This is a genomic window from Corynebacterium marquesiae, assembly GCF_030229635.1.
In the GTDB taxonomy this organism is placed as follows: Bacteria; Actinomycetota; Actinomycetes; order Mycobacteriales; family Mycobacteriaceae; genus Corynebacterium; species Corynebacterium marquesiae.
Map to the genome: position 1 here is coordinate 1 of NZ_JASPII010000016.1, position 20,833 is coordinate 20,833.

The following is a 20,833-nucleotide window of genomic DNA, read 5'->3' on the forward strand; positions in this document are numbered from 1 at the left end:
GATGCAATATCGAAATCAGACCCTTGAAGCCCTAACCGCCTAGAATTAAACCAGTCCAACTTTCGGGGGCCAGTTCATCACAAGCGGGGCGGGGCGGGGTTGGGCGTGGTTGGAGGAAAGACGCCGAGGCCTATGCCTCTACGGTGCCCTCACCGTTGCCGGAAGCGGTAGCAGCGGATTCGCCGGCCTGCTCCTCTTCCTGCTGCTTGAACTGCTTGCGCAGCATAAACAGCTGGCGGACGGTCTCTTCCTTCACGCCATCGTTCATGGCGTTGAACATCTCACCGCCCTCCTTCTGGTACTCCACCAGCGGGTCGCGCTGCGCCATCGCGCGCAGGCCGATGCCCTCCTTGAGGTAGTCCATCTCATAGAGGTGCTCGCGCCACTTCTGGTCAATGATCGGCAGGATGACCATGCGTTCGGTATTGCGCATCTGCTGCTCACCGCCAATGGCGGTCACAGACTCTTCGAGCTTGTCGTACTCATTATTGGCGTCCTGTACCAAGGCGTCGCGAAGCTGCTCAGCAGAAAGCTCACCCGGGGAACCATACTCGGAGCCTTCCACCAGCTCCTCATGTGAAATGGTGGGGCCGTAGAGGGAATCCAACGCATTCCACAGCGCGTCCAAATCCCAGTCCTCCACGTAGCCGGTGGAGGTAGCGCCGGCGACATAAGCGGACACGGTGTCATCAATCATGCCGCGGATATTGTCTTGAATATCGCCGGCATCGAGGATGTCGTGACGGGTAGCGTAGACCACCTTGCGCTGCTCGTTGAGCACCTCGTCGTACTTAAGAACGTTTTTACGCATCTCAAAGTTCTGGTTCTCCACCTGCGCCTGGGCGCCCTTAATGGAGTTCGAGACCATCTTGGCTTCGATTGGGACATCGTCCGGCACATTGAGGCGGTTCATCATGTTCTCCATGGACTGGCCCACGAAGCGCACCATCAATTCATCGCGCATGGACAGGTAGAAGCGGGTCTCACCCGGGTCACCCTGGCGGCCGGTACGACCACGCAGCTGGTTATCAATGCGGCGGGACTCGTGACGCTCGGTACCCAGCACGTAGAGGCCACCGGCCTCGCGCACCTGGTCACCCAGCTTCTTGGAGCGCTCCCTCTCGGAATCGATTTCTGCTTCCCAGGCCTCCTGGTACTTCTCTTCATCCTCGAATGGATCGAGGCCGCGCTCGCGCAGCTTCTCATCGAGGATGACCTCGGGGTTACCACCAAGCACGATATCGGTACCACGGCCGGCCATATTGGTAGCCACGGTGACGGTGCCGGGGCGGCCCGCACGGGCGATGATCTGCCCCTCTTCCTCGTGGTGCTTAGCGTTAAGCACGTTGTGCTTGATGCCGCGCTTAGACAGCAGCTGGGACAGGTACTCGGAGCGCTCCACGGAGGTGGTACCGACCAGAACCGGCTGGCCGGACTCGACGTGCTCGGCAACATCGTCCACTACAGCGGCGAACTTAGCTTCCTGCGTCTTGTAGATGCGGTCGGAGTGATCGGCACGCTGATTCGGCTTATTGGTAGGAATCGGCACCACATCCAGGCCATAGATAGAGTGCAGCTCGGCAGCCTCGGTTTCTGCCGTACCGGTCATGCCGGAGATCTTCTCGTACAGGCGGAAGTAGTTCTGCAGGGTAACGGTAGCCAGGGTCTGGTTCTCGTTTTTGATCTCCACCTGCTCCTTGGCCTCAATGGCCTGGTGCATGCCCTCGTTGTAGCGGCGTCCGGCCAGCACGCGGCCGGTGAAGCCGTCCACGATCATGACTTCGCCATTGCGAACGATGTAGTCCTTGTCGCGGGTGAAAAGCTCCTTGGCCTTCAGGGCGTTGTTCAGGTAGGACACCAGCTGGGAGTGCTCGGGGGCGTAGAGGTTATCGATGCCGAGCTGATCCTCGACGTATTCCACGCCCTCTTCCAGGACACCGATGGTGCGCTTCTTGTGGTCCACCTCGTAGTGGATGCCTTCGCGCATGCGCGGTGCTAGCTGGGCAAAGACGCTGTAGAACTGAGAGGAACCGTCAACCGGGCCGGAGATGATGAGTGGGGTACGGGCTTCATCGATAAGGATCGAGTCAACCTCGTCCACGATGCAGAAGTTGTGGCCGCGCTGGACCACATCATTAAGGGAGCGGACCATGTTATCGCGCAGGTAGTCAAAGCCCAGCTCATTATTGGTGCCGTAGGTAATGTCGCAATCGTAGGCAGCCTTGCGCTCTGGCGGGCGCATCTCAGACAGGATGACGCCCACGGAAAGACCAAGCCAGCGGTGGACACGGCCCATCATCTCGGCGTCGCGCTTTGCCAAGTAATCGTTAACGGTCACGATGTGGACGCCCTTGCCATCAAGGGCGTTGAGGTAGGCCGGCAGCAGCGAGGTCAGGGTCTTGCCCTCACCGGTGCGCATCTCGGCGACGTTGCCGAAGTGCAGGGCCGCACCGCCCATGATCTGCACGCGGTAGTGCTTCTGATCGAGGACGCGCCAAGCAGCCTCACGGACGGTGGCAAAAGCCTCGAGCAAGATGTCGTTCATCTCCTCGCCGTCTCGCAGGCGAGTCTTAAACTCGTCGGTCTTTGCCTTAAGCTCGTCGTCCGAAAGCTCCGCGTACTTATCCTCAAGGGCAATTACATCGTCTGCCATTTTGCCCAGGCGCTTGACCGTACGGCCCTCGCCCGCGCGCAGCAGCTTGGAAAGTCCAAACACGGTTAGTTAGTCCTTCTAGTCGCGACAATAAAGTTAACTCGTCGCTATTGTACTCACTCGCTTTCACAAAGCATCTCCCGCCTAGCACCTAGGGCAAGCGCACAGCCTCCGTTCAGCCTGTATACCCCCGGAATCTGCTTGCCGGCACCCCCTCCCCTAACCACAAATTCGACCCTGCTGCATACACGCAGCAGGGTCATTAACTAAGAGAAGTAGAAGCTTCTTTAAGCTTCAGCGTCTTCCGATAGGGAGATAATGCCGTAGTCGTAGGCGTGGCGGCGATAGACCACGGACGGCTTATTGTTCTCCTCATTAATAAAGAGGAAGAAGTCGTGGCCCACCAGCTCCATCTCGCTCAAGGCATCATCCACGCTCATCGGGGTAGCCGGGTGCTCCTTGGTACGCACAATCTGGCCTGGTCGAACGTCCTCCACTGTCTCAGCATAAGGGTCAACGTAGCGCTCTTCCTTGGCGCGCTCAGCCTCGGCTTGGGCCACCATCTCAGCGGCAATCTCACCGGTGCCCTTTTGCGCCCGGTGACCACTCTTGACGTTTTCACGGCGCACCTTCACCTTGCGCAGGGAGCGCTCCATCTTGCCCAAGGCGGTTTCGAGCGCTGCGTAGAAGGAATCTTCCTTGGCTTCGGCGCGGGCAATGTGCCCCTTGCCGGTAGCGGTAATCTGAATGCGCTCCGCCTCGGAGTCACGGCGCGGGTTTGGTTCGTGCTGTAGCTCCACATGGAAGAAGGTCAGGGTGGGGTCAAGGCGTTCAATCTTGGCCAGCTTGTCATTAACTCGCTCTTGGAAGTGTTCGGGAACCTCGACGTTGCGGCCCGTAATCGTTACCTGAGCTTTGTTTGGCTGGGACATTGAGATGCCTCCCTTGAGTAGTGGGGACTAGAATCAATCACAGTAACTATCTCTCTGTGACACTCCTCATGATAGCACTGGTTATGACCTGAGAGGGTGGATTTTCAATCCGCTCCCCCACCTCGAGGGTAGGTACCGGCCCTATCTAGGCATCCGCAAAGACCAATGCCCCGCAGACTTCTACACCCGCGGCCTGCAGGGCGGCGATGCTCGCGGCGAGGGTGGCACCGGTGGTAATGACGTCGTCGGCAAGCAATGCAGGGACCTGCGCAATTGGGGTGCGCACGCGAACTCGGCCCTGCAGGTTTGCCCACCTATCCTGGGCATTGAGCTCGGACTGGTCCGCGGTGGACTGGCCCATAGTAAGCGCCGCGCACACGCCCACGCGCTGGTGCTGCGCCGCGGCATGACACACAGCGGACACCGGATCGCCCCCACGTGCCCGCGCCGAACGCGGCCGAGTCGGCGCGGGAATGAGGGTGAACTCGCGCGGGATATCGCCGCGGGCTCTCAAATGAGCGAGCCCAGCCGCGAAGACGGCGCCCACGTACTCGCGAACCGGCTGATTGCCTCGTTCCTTCATGCCAATAATGATGCGGCGACGAATATCGGAATAAGGGCCGAGAGCATAGACAGGCGCGCCCAGTAGCCGGGGTCGTGCCACCATGTAGGGCGGCTGCCGCAAGTGATCGCGGCACTGTGGGCACAAAACCTCGCCCGGCGCGCCGCAGCCAGCGCAGGCACGCGGAAAAATAAGCTCCCCCAAGCTCATACTCGCCTCCCCCCAGCCGCGCAGGCCCTCTGGCGGCTAATTAGAAACGATAGGGGAAGAACGCCGGCCCTGCAGGCCGGAGACCTCGCGCCAGTTGGTTTCGTCCATGACGGTGGAAGGAAGCTCAAGCATGGCGTGCGAATCAGTAATAAAGAGCTTGGTAGGCGAGGTTGCCACGGCCACCACAGGGGCGGTGATATTGCCGGTAGGCATGGTCGAAGCCGAGGAACCATCCTGCTCGATGCGCCATACGGGCGACTGACTTGAGGAAGTGCCAACGATGAGCGAGCCATCCGCATTCCAGTCCAGCGAAAGTGCCGAGCCGGATACTTCGGGGCCTACCTCGCGGGCGTTGACGATGTGCTTATCACCGCTGCTGGATTGAGCAACGGCCGCGATATACACGTGTCCATCAATTATCATGGCCACGCGCGCACCGCTATGGGACAAGCGGATAACGGAGATTTCGCCCTCAATATCGTCGATGCTGCGGGCATCCACTTCGGATTCGGAGATGCGGCCTGTAGTCTTGGAGCGCACCACGCGCACGATGCGATCGCCATCGACCACGGTCCACGCGGCTTGCCCGTTGTACTCGAAGGTCGGTCGTGCCAGTGTGGGTCCGTCCACCGAATCCTGCAGCTGGCCGTCAAGCTCGCCTATCTGCAGCGAAAAGTCATTATTAGACTTGCGGCGCACGGCCGCAACGAGGCCGCTATCGGCAACATCCACAGATTGCACGTCACCGCTGCTGCCCAGCGTGGATTTCACGTGCTCGGCCACACCATCGTCTACCTCGAGCAGGTTGCCCTCATTGAGGGCGTAGAGCTTAGACAAAGAGGTGCTGCTTTCCTCCGGGTTATAGTCCGCGAAGTCATCCACGCTCAGGCTATCCATGCCTTCCACCAAGTCACCGCCATCGGCCTTGACCTTGAAGGGGCCGGTATGGCCTGCTTCCGTAAGCGTCCACACCAACTGGGCCGCAAAGAGCGTGCGATCATGGGAGTCTAGGTCAGCAAGACCCTCGAATTGGTAGCCCTGTTCGCGGTCATAGCCGGCGAAGGTGACCTTCTCCCCCGCTGCCCGGCGGGTAGCGGGCGCGATGCTAGCTGAAGGTCCCTCCATCAACAGCGTAAGGAGCGTCGACTCCGATTGTTCGCCACCCTTATACAGCCAGCGGCGGTCTGGAACCAGCACATCGTTGTTCTGCTTAAAGAAGTACAGCGATTGCGGGGTGTAGTGATTGCGCATTTCATTGCGCTCCATTACTACTCCGGCCGGCAAGCCATCGACGCGCCATCTATCGTCTTGCATCTTCATGTAGATGACGGCCTCGTAGCCCTCATTTTCCGGCACGTACGCACCGCCGGATTTAAGGCGGCCGATGATGGTGCCGCGCACCGTGAAGGCACGCTCATTATCCCTCGAGCTTTGCTTACTAGCGGGCGCGGTAACGATGTCCAAGCTATCGACTACCATCACATCGCCGCTGGCGTCCCAGGCTTCGCGGGCGTTATCGGTCAGAAAGCCGCGCGCGACCTCATGATCGTTTCCCGGCACGGCGGAAGCCTGGTAGAAATCGCGCAACGTCAAGTCCGGGTCATCGCCGGGTTGCGGTGCAATGACTTCTTCCGGGCCTTCCGGTTGCTGCTGGTAGGTACCGACTACTTGCGGGCCAGTGTTATTCGGCAGGGTGGAACAACCGCTGACAAAAAGCACGGCCGCTGCGGTGCCGACAACTGCGGTCTTGCGATACTTCGCTCTCAACACGCTTATTTCCTCCTGCCCTCAAAGTCCGGGGCCTTATAGGCGCGCCTGTCCGGGGCGGCCGCGCCGCGGTTAAGCTCACGTTCCGAAGGCCAGAGGATGCCATCGCCTTCTACCTCACCATCGGTGTCCCTGTCACTCTTCTCGACGTGCGGTGAGCTCATGCCGGATGAAATGGCCGGCGTTGCAGAGGCGGGCCCGCCATCCGGCTCGGCGGCGCCAGGGCCCGGTGCTTCTGCAGCTGCAGCATCGGGTTCTGGTCGTGATTCTGCCAGCTCACTACCATCCGCAGTGCTGGTGACGGGTGCGCCGGGAATCTCCACAGCGATGGGAGCCTCGCCCACCTCGGTATTCGGGGTGCGTGGAATAATGAGGCGGAAGCGAGAACCAAATCCCTCGTAGCCGGTGGCATCCAGCGTGCCGCCGTGCAGGACGGCATCCTCGCGGGCGATAGCCAAGCCCAAACCGGTGCCGCCAGAATGGCGTTTGCGGGAAGAATCCGCACGCCAGAAGCGGTTGAATACCAGCTCTTCCTGGCCAGGTTTTAAGCCCACGCCATGGTCCGTAACGGTAACGCCCACCGCAGTGTCCGTGGCTGCGACGTCTACCGCCACTGGATTGCCCTCCGAGTGGTCAATGGCATTGGCCAGTAGGTTGCGCAAGATGCGCTCAAGGCGGCGGGAATCGGCCTCGACTCCGATGCGCTCCTCCGGCAGGTTGAGCTGGACCTCCACGTCGAGCTCGCGGGCCAAATGCTCCACCTGCCCGTAGGCCGCCTCCACACACGAGCGCAGATCAATGGCTGCCGTAGACAAATCCGCCACACCAGCATCGTGGCGAGAAATCTCCAGCAAGTCCGCGAGCAATTCCTCGAAGCGGTCGAGTTCGCTCGACATCAAGCGGGAAGCGCGCTGGGCGCCGTACGGCAGGCTATCGCTCTCCGCCTCAATCATGTCCGCGGCCATGCGCACGGTGGTCAATGGGGTGCGCAGCTCATGGGAGACGTCAGAAGTAAACTGCCGCTGCAAATCGCCGTACTCCTCCAGCTGTGCAATTTGGGAGGAAAGCTTATCGGCCATGTTATTGAAGGACGCGGCCAAGCGACCCATCTCATCATCGCTATCGACGGCCATGCGCTCCTTCAAATGACCCGCCGCCAAGCGCTGCGCAATGCGCGAGGCCGAGCGAATTGGCGTAATTACCTGCTGGGTAGCTAGCCAGGCAATGCCCACCAGCAGCACCACGACGACCACACCGGCCGCCGAAAGCAGACCGCGCATCAACGCCATGGTGGATTCTTCCGATTCCATGGACAACGCCAGGTAGACCTGCGTATGGGGAATATCGGTATCGGTAGGCGTGCCTACCAGCAAGGCGTTGTAGTAATCACCATTTTCGCGCGGCGCCGGGAAATACTGCTGCGCAATCTGGCCTTGATCCACCATCTCCCGCAACTGATCCGGCACCGGGAAATCCTCGGGCGAAGTGGTAACAGAGCCATCCTGGTTTTCCACCACGATGACTGGTTCATAGACCGCTTGGGCGTCGCCCTGTTGGGCAGAAAGCTGGCCCAACGCAGCACGCGCGGAGTTAATACGTACCTGGACGGAGTTAGCAGAACTGGTGGCATCGATCTGCTGTTCCACGGCCGTGCGGGCGCGCTCCAGCTCCTGTTGGGCCACGTCTTCTTTCTGGCTGACCAGGCGTTGGGTAAGCACGGACACCAACGCGTAGGCCAAGATGATCATGACCACCGAGGAGGCGACCAAGATCATGCCAATGACGCGCGCCTGCAAAGAGGTGCGCCACGTTGTAATGAAGGCGTCTCGAATACGCCTTAGACGCTCAATGATGCCGATGATCCTTACTCCCCGGCGCCGGCCTTGCCGGTCTTATACCCCACACCGCGCACGGTTAGCACAATCTGCGGGTCTTCCGGATCGTGCTCGATCTTGGCACGCAGGCGCTGGACGTGCACGTTTACCAAGCGGGTATCAGAAGCATTGCGATAGCCCCACACGGATTCCAACAGCGATTCACGCGTGTGTACCTGGCCGGGGCGGCGCGCCATCTCCAGCAGCAGGTCAAACTCCAGCGGGGTCAGGTTCAGCTCGGTGCCATCGGTGCGGCGAACGGTATGTTCCGGCACATCAATGACAAGGTCCGCAACCTCCAGGATTTCAGATTCCGCAGAATCGGTGCGACGCAGGCGCGCACGGATGCGGGCGATGAGTTCCTTGGGCTTGAATGGCTTGGTGATGTAATCATCCGCGCCGGATTCAAGGCCGAGTACCACATCAACCGTATCGGTCTTGGCGGTCAGCATAACGATGGGCACGGAGGATTCACGGCGGATGGCACGGCAAATATCTACGCCGTTCATGCCCGGAAGCATGAGGTCCAACAGGATGAGGTCCGGCTCGTGCTGCTCAAAGGCAGGCACGGCGTCATTGCCGTCCATGACCGGAATGGGCTTGAGCCCCTCGGACTCGAGCACTATGGTCAGCATCTCTGAGATAGCCGGATCGTCATCGACAACCAAAATCTTGGGCGCCACGTTTTATTCTCCTACAAGGTCTTTTATCGCTGAAATAATAGTATCCGCATCGGCGGTAGCGATCCAGCGTCCACCCCAGCCGGCATCCGCTAGGCGCCGGTAGGCCGCGGCGGTGCGTTCTTGCAACCCGCCATCGCGTTCGTAGCGGTCGCGTTCTCGGCTGGCGTCCGCTTGGGCTCGTGCCTGCGCTCTTTCCGACGCCACCTCTACCGCCGTATCCAAATACACCTGCAGGTCCGCCTGCGGCAGGCTGAGGGTGCCAAATTCCAGATCGTGCACCCACTCCATCACCGCATCGTCTTCGAGCCGCGCCGCCGAATACGCCGCATTGGAGGCCACGTAACGATCTAGGAGCACCACAGTGTCAGATTCCTTGGCGCGCTGCAGCTGGTCCTTAACGCCATAGCGATCCAACGCGAATAGCGTCGCCATGGCATAAGCCGAATCCGTGAGGTCGCCCATCTTTCCATAGAGTGCCTTCTGCGCTAGCTGCGCGTGAATCGAATCTGCATAGCGCGGAAAGGCAATAACCTCTACGGGCCGGTCCAACGACTCCTTGAGTGCGGAGACCAACGTATTTTTACCGGCACCGTCGATTCCTTCAATGCTGATCAGCATAGGTGTGGGCTATCTTCCCTTCTGTTATTTCCTCCGCGGGGTCGCTGTCTCGCGACCGCTGCCGCGGGCAGCAGGTTCGGCTTAGGACAGGGCCTCAATGAAAGGCTCGAGGTCATATTCTTCCTCAACATTTTCGAGCACCTCGAGGGCATTTTCCGTCAAGGTCTCGCTGCCAGAGCCCACCAGTTCCCTAATATAGGGGTAGTCTTCGACAACTTCGCCCGCGCTAAAGGGCGCACCAGCCCAAATGGCAGCAATGGTGGCCGCCGCTTGAGCATTCTGTTCCTCTTCTTCGCTGAGTTTTGGCTTGCTGTGTGCGACCTCGCAGGCATCCTCGACGGCGCGAATTACCCCTTCTTCATCGAGGTTTGCCATCTCGTCCAAGAAATCGACGTTGAGGTCCGTGCTGAAAATATTTTCGTCCCAAGTACTCACTTTTTGACTCCTTCGGTGCTTTCAGCGCCATTTATACACGCTTTCTTGGCGAAAGAAAGCAGACGATGAAAAGGTTTGCATGACCTTCTACGCCCGCGAACTGCCTTTTTGTTTACCTATCACAGAATTGCGACGCCGTCGCAATGTTTCGCAAACATGATAGTCTCGTTACCAACTTGTTACTGGAGCGCTGTATCGCCCTCCCCCTTGGGCTGAAACGTCCCGCCTCATAGAAAGGACAGCCACGATGAAGCCAGATTCGCGCCGCGTCTACGTGTTCATTGTGGCCGGACTGATCGCCGCGGCCGTCGTCGGAGTCGCCGTCTGGCGCATGAGCTCGCCGAGCGCCAACTATTCCAATGCCGCGGATCAGTCCGCGACCACCTCCGCCTCCCCGACCCACACCGCAGCCGAGGAGACCACCGCTTCTTCCACGCACCATCCGTCTTCGAACAAGCACTCCTCACGCACCACGACATCTGCTACCTCGTCTGGCGATTCCAAGCACCAGCAGCCGCACAACAAAGATCCGTTTCTCGCCCCTAATGCGGTAGTGCGCCCACAAGCAGCACCCCAGCCCACCAAGGTATACCGCCCGGAGAATATCTCCCCGCAGGGCACCTCCCCGCAAGGCAATAACACCACCCAAGGTGGTCAAGGTACCGGCCAGGGCAATCAGCGTCTGACACCCGATTACCCGAGCAACCAGAACGGCTCGCAGTCTACGGGCGCCCCGCAGAACAACCAGGGCGGCACCACCCCACCGGCCACCACTGGTCCGTCCACTCCGCAGCCCTCACCTGAGGCGCCTGCCGTGCAAGATAACTCGGGCAAGGATTCCGACGCCTCAGTCCAAGAACCAGCCGGCACGGAGCAACACGCAGTCGAAAAGGCAGAGGAAGAAAAGCTCACCGGCCATGCCGCTGCAGAGCGACCTTCCGCCGATCAGAACCAGGAGCCTACCGACTTGGCGCGGACTAAGCAGGCACCGGCCACGGCCCAGCAGGCTCCGAGCGAAGCGGCACCTTCGCGCTAATTTGGAGTCTGCTCTCGGCTTAGGCCAACAAAACAAGCACGTTTCCTCGATTCTGAAGGTAGAAAGCGGGGAAACGTGCTTGTTTTGCATGCACAGGAATGCGGTAGTTGCGACGCAGCAACAATGTGCGCCAGGAATTGGGCGGAGCAGACCGCAACGCGGCCGTAATGAAGACTGGAAAGCACGCCTCGCCTGAAACCGAAGGAGGGTGGCGAAGCGTGCTTGTGTGAGCTAAACGCGGACTAGGCGCGGGCGACGAAGAGGTCCGCGGCGTCGGATTTCGCAGTAGCGGTAACGAGGGCCTCGGCGGCTGGCAGCCAGACGGCCTGGCCTGGGGTCACGGTGAGGGTCTTGCCCGCAGCATCGGTAAAGGTTACGGAACCTGCGGTACACAGGGCGATGGTCGGGCTGTCGTAATCAAGATCCACAGAAGACGAACCGGTGAGCTCCACGCGGTCCAGCAGGAATTCCTCGATGGGTACCGGGTACGACCATGCGGCGGCATCGTGGACATTGTCTTGGGCGGACTTATCTTGTTGTTGCACTCGCGGCTCATCGGCAGCGGTGTAAGTCAAGACCTTGACCAGCTCTGGAACGTCCACGAACTTAGGCGTCAGGCCACCGCGCAACACGTTATCGGAGTTCGCCATGATCTCCACGCCGAGGCCAGAGACATAGGCGTGAAGCTGACCGGCATCTAGGTAGACGGCCTCGCCGGGTGAGAGCTCGATGTGGTTGAGCAGCAATGCGCCCAGCACACCGATATCGCCTGGGTAGCGCTGGTTGAGATCCAGCACCGTGGACATAACGCGGGACTTCCAATCGGCCGGGTCCGCAGCTATCAGGCGCTCGCCGGCGGTAACAATGGCGGAAATGAGCTCCTTGCGCTTGGCAGAGGGAATGGTAATCCACGTGGTGAAAAGGACGCGCAGGTTGGCGGACTCGGTGGTTGCCGAGGGGTCGTCGTCAAGCATGGCAACGTAGTGGTCCAGCTCAGGGCACTCAAGGGCGGCAAAAAGCTCGCGGGTGCGCGCCAGTGGGCGAAAGCCGGCCATGGCATAGAAATCCGTGAGCGCGACGATAAGCTCGGGCTTGTGATTATCGTCCTTGTAATTGCGATTGGACGCGGTGAGCTCGATGCCGGCGGCGTTTTCGCGGGCAAAGCCCTCTTCCGCCTGCGCCTTTGACGGGTGGGCCTGCAAGGACAGCGGCTCCTCGGCCGCAAGCACCTTGAGCAGGAAGGGCAAGCGCTCGCCGTACTCGGCAGATACGCGGCTGCCTAGCTGCCCTGCCGGATCCTCTGCAATGACCTCATTGAGCAGTCTGCCATCCACCGTGGAAGGGTCGCCGGGGTGGGCGCCGAACCACAGCTCTGCGACGGGCTTATCGGCATCGGGCTGGCCCTGCAGGTGCGGGATAAGGGTACGCGAGCCCCAGGAATAGTTGCGGGTAGCGCTGTGCAACAGCTGCATGTGTTTCTATCCTTTAGAAATCTCGTAGGCGGTCGCGGCAAAACTCCGCGTAATAAGCTGCAGTGAGCGGGCAAGGTGCCCCAGGCCCGGCTCCGGGTCGATGCTGCGCACTGCAAGCGAGTTGGGCAGGTTCGCCTCTTCCTGCCCCCAGAAAACCACCTTCAAGGGTACCAAAGCACCCTCGGCACCATCGCCATCAATGAAGGGGTCATAAAAGAGATCATTGGTCGGGGAACTATCAGAATCCCGGTCGAGCGCCCGGCGCAATTCGGCTGGGTCCACATAAGCACTCGGCAGGCCGTGTACGGCCCAGATGGTCGCGGCCATGCGGGCCACGAGGGCATCGAGCTGCACGTGCTCGCGACGCTCAGAATAAGAGTACGGATCGAGCACACAGGAATGGATGATGCGGGCGCCGTCAATAAACTCGCGCAATTGGCGGCCCGGATTGGTGGTGGCATCGCGCTCGGGAGAAAGCTGCGCAAGCTCGCGGTCCACGGCCGCTGCAAGGTCCTCGAGGGTCTCCTTCACCGCGGTCGGGCCCTGATAGAGCAGGCAGCACAGCGCATGCAGGGCGGCAATGCTGCGCGCGGGCGAGCTACCCTCGGCCGTCGGTAAGCAAGGGGCGACGAGCGTATCCTCTGGGCAGTCCTCCACCAGTGGGCCCTTGGCCGGCCCGATGAGCACGGTGGTGGCCCCGCGCTGGCTGGCAGTAATGAGGGCACGCGACGCCCAGTCGCACTCGTCGGGCTCGCCGACGACCACCACCACGTCCAGCGCCCCCACGTAACGCGGGAGCGATTCGGTCACCACAATCGGGATCCGCAGTGGCTCGGCTAGGCCGACGCCTAGGTGGGCGGCTTGGCGGGCAATCGCATCGGTGGGGATAATGACCAGCGAGCGGGGATTGAGACCACTGAGCGCCTCGCCCCAGCGCTCCACTTCTCCGGCCACAAGGCGGATTTGGGCGCCTTCGTGCGCCACATCAAAAAAGCGCACGGTTTCGGCATCATAATTACCGGTATCCATGTGGCCCAAGCATAGTCGGGCGCCCACTAAGATGAAGTCCTATGACTTCCGCACAGATCCATCCCGTTACCCTGATTGGCGGCGGCCCCGGCGCGTGGGACCTCATTACCGTGCGCGGCATGCGCGCCCTACAGGAAGCAGAGGTTATTCTTGCCGATCACCTGGGACCTACGGCGCAGCTCAATAAGCTGTGTGATATTTCTTCCAAAGAGCTTATCGACGTCTCCAAGCTCCCCTATAAGAAGTCAATCTCGCAGGAAAAGATCAACGAGCTGCTTATCGAGCACGCCCGTGCCGGCCGCAAGGTGGCCCGCCTTAAGGGGGGCGATCCCTTCGTCTTTGGGCGCGGTTTTGAAGAAGTGCAAGCGCTGGCGGAAGCGTCTATTCCCGCCACGGTCATTCCGGGCGTGACCTCCGCCATTTCCGTTCCCGCGGCCGTGGGCATCCCGGTAACTCAGCGCGGCATCGTCCACGGATTCACGGTGGTATCCGGCCACCTGCCGCCCGGCCATGAGAAGTCCTTGGTGGACTGGGCAGCGCTCGCCCGCTCTGGCGCCACGCTCGCGGTCATCATGGGTGTGAAAAATGCCCCGGCGATTGCCAGTGCGCTAATCGACGCCTCCCTCTCCCCCTCTACTCCCTGCGCCGTCATCCAAGAAGGCACGCTTTCTACCGAGCGCGCCTACCGTTGCACCTTGGGCACTCTGGCGCAAACGATGGCCGAGCACGAGATCTCCGCGCCGGCGGTCTACGTCATCGGCGAGGTGGCCGGGCTCTAGCGGCCAGTAGGAAGCGGGTTTTCAGCGCCCGCAAGCCAACTTTTGGCCGCGTTCTCCCTCGGCGGGGCCACCATTCGACCTTTATTGTGGCCAATGGTCGCGGTGAAAGCGCTACGTCCGGTCCGCGGCGGGGCTTTCAGGCGCCTTGTCCTGCACGATGGTGACGCCGGACCGGCGCGAACCGTGGTCGCGACAAGCTGCGGCGACGCGCTCCGGATAATCAGGCGCATGGAAATCAGCATGGGCGGCTTCCTCGGCGTTTTCGGCTTCCAATTCCGCCGCACGTGCACGCCTGGTGCGCAGCGCGCCACGGATGGTGGCGGCCACACCAGCCGCGACCACGACGGCGACGACCGCCGGGGTGATTGCTGAAGGCACTGCCCAGCCGAAGTACGTCTCGGCACCGCCGATGACTTTGCTGATATTCAGGCCCACGATGGCCGTGCCGACGAATCCCCCGAGCAGGACCGGGTTGATGCGGGAGATAAGCCACGCGGCGATGGGCGCGGTGATGGCGCCACCGATGAGCAGGGCGATGACTGCGGCTAAGTTGGCGACGATATCGTGCCAGAGCCCGACGATAAAGCCTGCGGTAGCGCCGAAAGTCACAAGGAACTCAGCGGCATTGACCGTACCCACAATGCGGCGCGGCTGCTCGCGGCCGATGGCCATGAGTGTTGAGGTCGACACCGGACCCCAGCCGCCGCCACCGGTGGAATCGACGAATCCGCCCACAAGGCCAAGGCCGGCGAGAAACGGCGTGGAGTGGGTGCGCTTATAGGCGGAGCCACGGCAGCGCGGTTGGGAGAAACGCCAAATGAGGTTGGCGCCGATGCCGACCAAGATGAGTGCGGTCACCGGCGCGGCCGCCCCGGTGGAGATATTCGACAGCAACGTAGCGCCCAAAAAGGCCGCGATCCCGCCCGGCACGCCCAGTCGGACCACGGTTTGCCAGTCCACGTTGCCGAAGCGCGCGTGGCTCAATCCGGAGATGGCCGTGGTGCCTAGCTCGGCGGTATGGACGACGGCCGAGGCCTGCGCGGGACCGAGGCCAGCCAGCAACAACATCGTGGTAGAGGTGACGCCGAAGCCCATGCCGATGCCACCGTCCACGAGGTTTGCGGCCGCACCGGCGAGCGCGATGAGGATGAGGGTTAACATGGCGCGAACACCTCCTGTGCGGCGCGGCGGGCGTGGTGAAAGCGATCTGCGACGAGGCCCGCGAGGTCGGTGCCTAGCGGACGGTCGACGGTCGCGGGTACGCCCGCCAACCGGTCCAGGAGCAGGCCTTCGGTCACGAAGAGTGGGATCACGCGTACACGGGCGGGGTCTTTATGCTCGCGGCACAGGGACACAATCCCTTCGCGACCACCGCGGGTGGCGAACTGCACCGCCGTGGGTACGCCAGTGAGCGCGAAGGTGCGGTGGGCGAGCTCACGGATGGCATCATTCGCCGTGGAATCGGAGGAACCAACGGAATAGATGACCACATGGGCATCGCCAGGCCGGGTACGGGAGGCGAGCACGCGGGCGAGGTCCTCGCCGGTGCCGAGGCCTGCGGCGAGGTGGAGGGAAAGGTGGGAGGTTTTGGAGGCGTCGGCAAGCGCGCGCGGGACGTCCACGCGCTGGTGGTAGCCCTGGGTAAAAAGCAGCGGAACTACCACGGCCTCGGTCTCCCCTAGCTGGGCGAGCTCGAGCGCGGCCGTGGTGAGGTCGGGCTCGTTGAATTCCAGGTGCGCCGCGCGGGCTGGGCGCAGACCCGCGGCCTGGGTCAGGCGCTCAATGCCGGCCGCGGCGCCTGGGTGCCGCGAACCGTGGGACAGGGTAATAAGTGCGGGCATGGAGACATCCTTAAGCCTTCGGCGCCGTGGAGTGTCCGCGGCGGGTAAGCGAGCGCTTTAGGGCCTCATTGGATGACACAGCCGGTGCGGGGGCTACCGGGGCATCGTCTTGGCCGTGAAAGCGCACGGAGAAAATCCGCAGGCATTCCTGGCACTTCCAGGCAAAGTCATCTTCCTCATCCGGGAAGAGGTCGGTGCCGGCGCAATAAGGGCAGAAGCTGGGATGGTTGCGGTTGGGGTTGGGCTGGCGGCGAAAATTCACTGCAAGTCCTCCTCCTTGGCACGCAAGACCCAGTGGCGGAATTGCTCGCCTTCCTCGCGCTGTTCTTTGTATTTATTGACCAAGCGAATGACGTACTCGGGCACCTCATCGGCGACGACCTTGTGGCCGCGCAGCTTGCGGCCCCAGTCCGGGGACAAGCCAAGGGCGCCGCCCAGGTGGACCTGGAAGCCCTCGACGCGGTTGCCCTCGGAATCGGTAACAATCTGGCCCTTCAGGCCGATGTCCGATACCTGCGAACGCGCACAGGCGTTGGGGCAGCCGTTGAGCGCGATGGAAATCGGCACGTCCAAATCGCCCAAGGTGTCTTCCAGGATGTCGACCAACTCGATGGCGCGGGCCTTCGTGGTCACGTGCGCGAGCTTGCAAAATTCCAGGCCGGTGCAGGAAATGACGCCGCGGCGGAACTCTGATGGCTGGGAGTACAGGCCGGTTTCATCGAGCGCGCGGGAGAGCGCCGGAATGTCTTCTTCCTCCACATCGAGGAAGAGCAATTCCTTCATCGGGGTGGTGCGGATGCGGCTGATGCCGAACTTTTCGGCCACGTCCGCAATGGCGATGAGCTGCTCGCCGGTGGCGTGGCCCACTGTGGGTTTTACGCCGACGTAGAACTTGCCGTCTTTCTGGCGGTGCACGCCAAGGTGATCGCGGGAGCCAGGCTCGACCTCCAGTGGGATGCCATCCAACAGCGGCTTGTCCAGGTATTCCTCCTCCAGCACTTGGCGGAACTTTTCGATGCCCCACTTGGCGACGAGAAACTTCAGGCGGGCACGGTTGCGATTGCGGCGGAAGCCGTAGTCACGGAAGATGCCGACCACACCGGCCCAGACCTCCGGCACGCGCTCTAGGGGAACCCAGGCGCCGAGGGACTGCGAGAGCATCGGGTTGGTGGACAGGCCGCCGCCAACGAAGCAATCGAATCCCGGACCGTACTCTGGGTGGTTCACGCCCACGAAGGCAACGTCTTGAATCTCGTGCGTGACATCCTGGCGGGAGTTGCCGGAGATAGCGGTCTTGAATTTGCGCGGCAAGTTATGGAATTCCTCGCGCGGCAGGTAGTTATTCTTGATTTCTTCGATGGCTGGGGTGGCATCGATAATTTCGTCCTCGGCCACGCCGGCAACCGGAGAGCCCAAAATGACGCGCGGCACGTCGCCGCAGCCCATGAGCGTGCTCAAACCTACCGACTCGAGCTTGTCCCAAATGGTGGGCACATCCTCGATTTGAATCCAGTGCAGCTGGATATTCTGGCGGTCGGTAAAGTCCGCCGTGGAGCGGGCATAATCGCGCGAGATCTCACCGACGGCGCGCAGCTTGGCAGGATCGGCACGGCCGCCGTCGAAGCGCACGCGCATCATGAAGTACTCGTCTTGCAGTTCCGCGTTAGACAGCTTGGAGGTCATCTCGCCGCCCAAGTTCTGGTTGCGCTGAGTATAAAGGCCCAACCACTTGAAGCGAGGGGCTAGGTCATCGGCTGGGATAGAGGAAAATCCCTGCTTGGAATAGATATCGATGACGCGCTGCTTGGCAGAAAGCCCACCGTCTTCCTGCTTAATTACCTCATCGTTATTGAGGGGCTCGGTGCCGTCAATCTTCCATTGGCCTTCGGGCTTTTTGGCGCGGGGCGTGCGCTTGGTACTAGTCGCGGTGGTCATGGTGTAGATCTCAACCTGCCTTTCCAAAGTATTGAAAGACAACCTACCCGTCTAAATCGAGTAGACAAAGCGGTCTTTTTTATTTTCAAGCAGAAAATCGACCTGAACTGGCCAAAAGGGAGACAATTTTTAGAATCTAATTCAACTCCTTGCCGCAACCCAGACTAAACGGTTCAATTGCCAGAAAGATAAACCACAAAAAATGAACCTAGCGGTCTAGACCCCCGCGATTAAGAGAAAGGCATTCACGCAGTATGAATCAGCCCTTGAAAGTAGCCGTCATCGGCGCAGGCCCGGCCGGCATTTACGCCTCCGATATCCTGGTGAAAAAGACCGGCGGCGAGGTACAGATTGACCTCATCGAGCAGATGCTCGCGCCCTTCGGTCTCATCCGCTACGGTGTAGCGCCGGACCATCCGCGCATTAAGGGCATTATCAAGTCCCTGCACCGCGTGCTCGACACCGAGCAGATTCGACTGTTGACCAACGTGCACATCGGCCGTGACATCACCGTCGACGAGCTACAGCAACACTACGATGCCGTGGTCTTTGCCACTGGCGCCGTGGGCGACCGTCACCGCGATATCCCTGGCGCGGACTTGGACGGCGTGCATGGCGCCGGCGAGTTCGTGGGCTTCTACGATGGAAATCCGCGCTTCGAGCGAGACTGGGATCTCTCCGCCAAGGAGGTGGCAGTCATTGGCGTGGGCAATGTGGGCTTGGACGTCTCCCGCATCTTGGCCAAAACCGGCGATGAGCTCAAGGTCACCGAGATCCCCGATAATGTCTACGAGTCCCTGGCCAAGAACCAAGCTGAGACCGTGCGCGTCTTCGGCCGCCGCGGCCCAGCGCAGGCCAAGTTTACCCCGCAGGAACTCAAGGAGCTGGACCATTCCGAGTCCATCAATGTTGTGGTCTCGCCGGAAGACATTGACTATGACGAAGCCTCGCTCGCCGCGCGTCAGGAAAGCAAGTCCACCGACTTGGTGTGCCAGGTGCTCGAGCAGTATGCCATCCGCGATCCCAAGGAGGCGCCACACACCCTGCAGATCCACCTCTTTGAGCAGCCGGTAGAGATCTTGGGGGAGGACGGCAAGGTCAGCGGCATCAAGACTGAGCGCACCGCGCTCAACGGCGATGGCAGCGTGCACGGCACCGGCAAATTCACCGAATGGCCGGTGCAGGCGGTCTACTTCGCCACCGGCTACCGCTCCGATGCGGTCGATGGCGTGCCCTTTAACCAAGAGAAGAACGTCATCAATAATGACGGTGGCCATGTCATTGATGAGTCCGGCGCGGTAGTGCCGGGCCTCTACACCACCGGGTGGATTAAGCGCGGCCCGGTGGGTTTGATTGGCAATACCAAGTCCGATGCCACGGAAACGATTGGCATGCTGCTTGCCGACGCCGCTTCTGGCGCCCTCCCCTCCCCCTCCAGCGCCGCGGACATCACCGAAGTCTTTGCCGAGCGCGGTATCGATTATCTGACGTGGCAGGATTGGCAGCGCTTGGACGCGGCCGAGCGCGCACTAGGCGAGCGCGAAGGCCGCGAGCGTAAGAAGTTTGTGGAGTGGGAGGACATGGTCTCCCACTCGCGCGCCGAAGTTTAGCGGCGAATGATGGCTAGGACCTCGTCGACGATGGACTGCACCTCGTCGGCGGTCTTTGCCTCTACATTGAGGCGCAGCAGCGGCTCTGTATTGGACGCGCGCACGTTGAACCATGCCTCGGTTCCCTTGAGCTCGACGGTCACTCCATCGAGCTCATCGACGGACTCAATCTTATCCGCCAGCTCATCCAGTACTGCCTGGGTAGCGGCCTTCTGGTCCTCCACGGTGGAGTTGATCTCGCCGGAGGCCTCGTAGCGGGAGTATTCCGCCATGAGCTCGCTCAGCGGCTTATCGGACTGGCCCAGAGCGGCCAGCACGTGCATCGCCGCAAGCATGCCGGAATCGGCGTTCCAGAACTCCTGGAAGTAGTAGTGCGCGGAGTGCTCGCCACCGAAGGCGGCCTGGTGCTCGGCCATCTGCGCCTTGATGAAGGAATGGCCCACGCGGGTGCGCACCGGGGTGCCGCCCTTTTCCTTAATGAGCTCCGGCACGGTCTTGGAGGTAATCAGGTTGTGGATAATGGTAGCGCCGGGGAACTTCTCTAGGTAGCGCTCCGCCACCAGTGCACAGATGGCAGACGGAGAAACCGGCTGGCCCTTTTCATCCACCACGAAGCAGCGGTCCGCATCACCGTCGAAGGCCAAGCCAATATCGGCCTTCTGATCCACGGTGAACTTCTGCAGGTCTACGAGGTTCTTTGGATCCAACGGGTTCGCCTCGTGGTTCGGGAAAGTGCCATCGAGCTCGAAGTACAAATCGCGGACGTCGAAAGGCAAGTCATTGAAGACGGCCGGCACGGTGTGGCCACCCATACCGTTGGCGGCATCGACAGCTACGACAAGCGGCTTGGACTCCTCCAGCGGCACCAGCTTGCGCAGGAAGTCGGCGTAACCGGCAAGAATCTCCTGCTCGGCAATTGCGCCCTCGGTGCCGGTGAACTCCGGGGTGCCGTCGATAAGCATCTGCTTAATCTGCTCCAAGCCGGTCTCCTGGCCCACCGGTACCGCGCCGGCGCGGCAGAGCTTAATGCCGTTGTACTTGGCCGGGTTATGAGAGGCGGTAAACATAGCGCCCGCACACTCCAGGGAACCGGCGGCGTAGTAGAGCTCGTCGGTAGAGGTTAGCCCCAGCAGGGTCACGTTGAGGCCCTGCGAGGTCACACCCTCAGCAAAAGCGCGCGCCAGAGACGGCGAGGACGGGCGCATATCGTGGCCGACTGCTACGGTATTTTCGCCTTCTTCCCGCAGGATGGCGGCAAACGCGGCGCCCGTATCGCGCACGAAGTTCTCATCGATATCTTCGCCCACCACGCCACGGACGTCATAGGCCTTAATTACTGCATCAAGATGCTCACGAGTTCGCATAACCTGCAATAGTACCCCCGCCCGCTGGGAAAC

General features: G+C 61.1%; 18 protein-coding genes. 3 read left to right on the plus strand and 15 right to left on the minus strand.

Features of this window, described 5'->3' with window-relative positions:
• Window positions 1-130: 130 nt before the first annotated feature.
• From secA to QP971_RS09785, 8 genes are all read right to left on the minus strand, one after another.
• A complete protein-coding gene (gene secA / locus QP971_RS09750) occupies window positions 131-2,716 on the minus strand; it encodes a preprotein translocase subunit SecA (protein WP_284811594.1) in 2,586 nt (861 codons plus the stop codon).
• 224 nt (window positions 2,717-2,940) lie between these two features.
• Window positions 2,941-3,585: a ribosome hibernation-promoting factor, HPF/YfiA family gene (gene hpf / locus QP971_RS09755; protein ID WP_049378762.1), complete on the minus strand. Its 645-nt coding sequence runs from the start codon at window positions 3,583-3,585 to the stop codon at window positions 2,941-2,943.
• A 145-nt stretch (window positions 3,586-3,730) separates the two neighbouring features.
• Complete coding sequence (locus QP971_RS09760) at window positions 3,731-4,357, minus strand: ComF family protein (RefSeq protein ID WP_284788643.1); 627 nt, start codon at window positions 4,355-4,357, stop codon at window positions 3,731-3,733.
• Window positions 4,358-4,393: 36 nt separating this feature from the next.
• Complete coding sequence (gene lpqB / locus QP971_RS09765; protein ID WP_284788641.1) at window positions 4,394-6,127, minus strand: MtrAB system accessory lipoprotein LpqB; 1,734 nt, start codon at window positions 6,125-6,127, stop codon at window positions 4,394-4,396.
• A gap of 2 nt (window positions 6,128-6,129) precedes the next feature.
• Complete coding sequence (gene mtrB / locus QP971_RS09770) at window positions 6,130-7,920, minus strand: MtrAB system histidine kinase MtrB (RefSeq protein WP_080970446.1); 1,791 nt, start codon at window positions 7,918-7,920, stop codon at window positions 6,130-6,132.
• Window positions 7,921-7,988: 68 nt separating this feature from the next.
• Window positions 7,989-8,681 (minus strand): MtrAB system response regulator MtrA, encoded by a 693-nt coding sequence (mtrA, locus tag QP971_RS09775; protein WP_005322406.1) that lies wholly within the window; start codon window positions 8,679-8,681, stop codon window positions 7,989-7,991.
• A gap of 3 nt (window positions 8,682-8,684) precedes the next feature.
• Window positions 8,685-9,299 carry a dTMP kinase gene (locus QP971_RS09780; RefSeq protein WP_198492663.1) on the minus strand — a complete coding sequence of 205 codons (615 nt, stop codon included), beginning with the start codon at window positions 9,297-9,299 and terminating at the stop codon, window positions 8,685-8,687.
• Between the two features lie 81 nt (window positions 9,300-9,380).
• Complete coding sequence (locus QP971_RS09785; protein WP_179387511.1) at window positions 9,381-9,734, minus strand: DUF4259 domain-containing protein; 354 nt, start codon at window positions 9,732-9,734, stop codon at window positions 9,381-9,383.
• 247 nt (window positions 9,735-9,981) lie between these two features.
• On the opposite strand from QP971_RS09785, the gene QP971_RS09790 reads away from it, so the two are divergent.
• Complete coding sequence (locus QP971_RS09790) at window positions 9,982-10,770, plus strand: hypothetical protein (protein ID WP_284792193.1); 789 nt, start codon at window positions 9,982-9,984, stop codon at window positions 10,768-10,770.
• A gap of 242 nt (window positions 10,771-11,012) precedes the next feature.
• Here the strand turns inward: QP971_RS09790 and manA are convergent, their stop codons facing one another.
• Together manA and QP971_RS09800 are read right to left on the minus strand one after the other, a co-directional pair.
• Window positions 11,013-12,242, minus strand: a complete 1,230-nt coding sequence (gene manA, locus QP971_RS09795; protein WP_284811597.1) for a mannose-6-phosphate isomerase, class I — start codon at window positions 12,240-12,242, stop codon at window positions 11,013-11,015.
• 6 nt (window positions 12,243-12,248) lie between these two features.
• Complete coding sequence (locus QP971_RS09800; protein WP_284811599.1) at window positions 12,249-13,271, minus strand: exopolyphosphatase; 1,023 nt, start codon at window positions 13,269-13,271, stop codon at window positions 12,249-12,251.
• Window positions 13,272-13,312: 41 nt separating this feature from the next.
• Here QP971_RS09800 and cobA point away from each other — a divergent pair, with 41 nt between their 5' ends.
• On the plus strand, window positions 13,313-14,050 hold the full coding sequence (cobA, locus tag QP971_RS09805) for a uroporphyrinogen-III C-methyltransferase (RefSeq protein ID WP_284811601.1): 738 nt from the start codon (window positions 13,313-13,315) through the stop codon (window positions 14,048-14,050).
• A gap of 111 nt (window positions 14,051-14,161) precedes the next feature.
• On the opposite strand, the gene QP971_RS09810 is transcribed toward cobA, so the two are convergent.
• From QP971_RS09810 to QP971_RS09825, 4 genes are read right to left on the minus strand one after another with little or no spacing between them, the layout of a single operon-like run.
• A complete protein-coding gene (locus QP971_RS09810) occupies window positions 14,162-15,211 on the minus strand; it encodes a sulfite exporter TauE/SafE family protein (protein WP_284811604.1) in 1,050 nt (349 codons plus the stop codon).
• Window positions 15,205-15,891 carry a sirohydrochlorin chelatase gene (locus QP971_RS09815; protein ID WP_284811605.1) on the minus strand — a complete coding sequence of 229 codons (687 nt, stop codon included), beginning with the start codon at window positions 15,889-15,891 and terminating at the stop codon, window positions 15,205-15,207. Before QP971_RS09815 ends, QP971_RS09810 begins: the two co-directional genes overlap by 7 nt.
• A 10-nt stretch (window positions 15,892-15,901) precedes the next feature.
• Complete coding sequence (locus QP971_RS09820; protein WP_284811607.1) at window positions 15,902-16,153, minus strand: hypothetical protein; 252 nt, start codon at window positions 16,151-16,153, stop codon at window positions 15,902-15,904.
• Window positions 16,150-17,826 carry a nitrite/sulfite reductase gene (locus tag QP971_RS09825; protein WP_284788625.1) on the minus strand — a complete coding sequence of 559 codons (1,677 nt, stop codon included), beginning with the start codon at window positions 17,824-17,826 and terminating at the stop codon, window positions 16,150-16,152. Before QP971_RS09825 ends, QP971_RS09820 begins: the two co-directional genes overlap by 4 nt.
• Window positions 17,827-18,080: 254 nt before the next feature.
• On the opposite strand from QP971_RS09825, the gene QP971_RS09830 reads away from it, so the two are divergent.
• Window positions 18,081-19,436, plus strand: coding sequence for an FAD-dependent oxidoreductase (locus QP971_RS09830; protein WP_284811609.1), 1,356 nt, complete (start codon window positions 18,081-18,083; stop codon window positions 19,434-19,436).
• On the opposite strand, the gene QP971_RS09835 is transcribed toward QP971_RS09830, so the two are convergent.
• Window positions 19,433-20,800, minus strand: coding sequence for a phosphomannomutase/phosphoglucomutase (locus tag QP971_RS09835; protein ID WP_049378748.1), 1,368 nt, complete (start codon window positions 20,798-20,800; stop codon window positions 19,433-19,435). The genes QP971_RS09830 and QP971_RS09835 overlap by 4 nt on opposite strands.
• Window positions 20,801-20,833 lie beyond the last annotated feature (33 nt).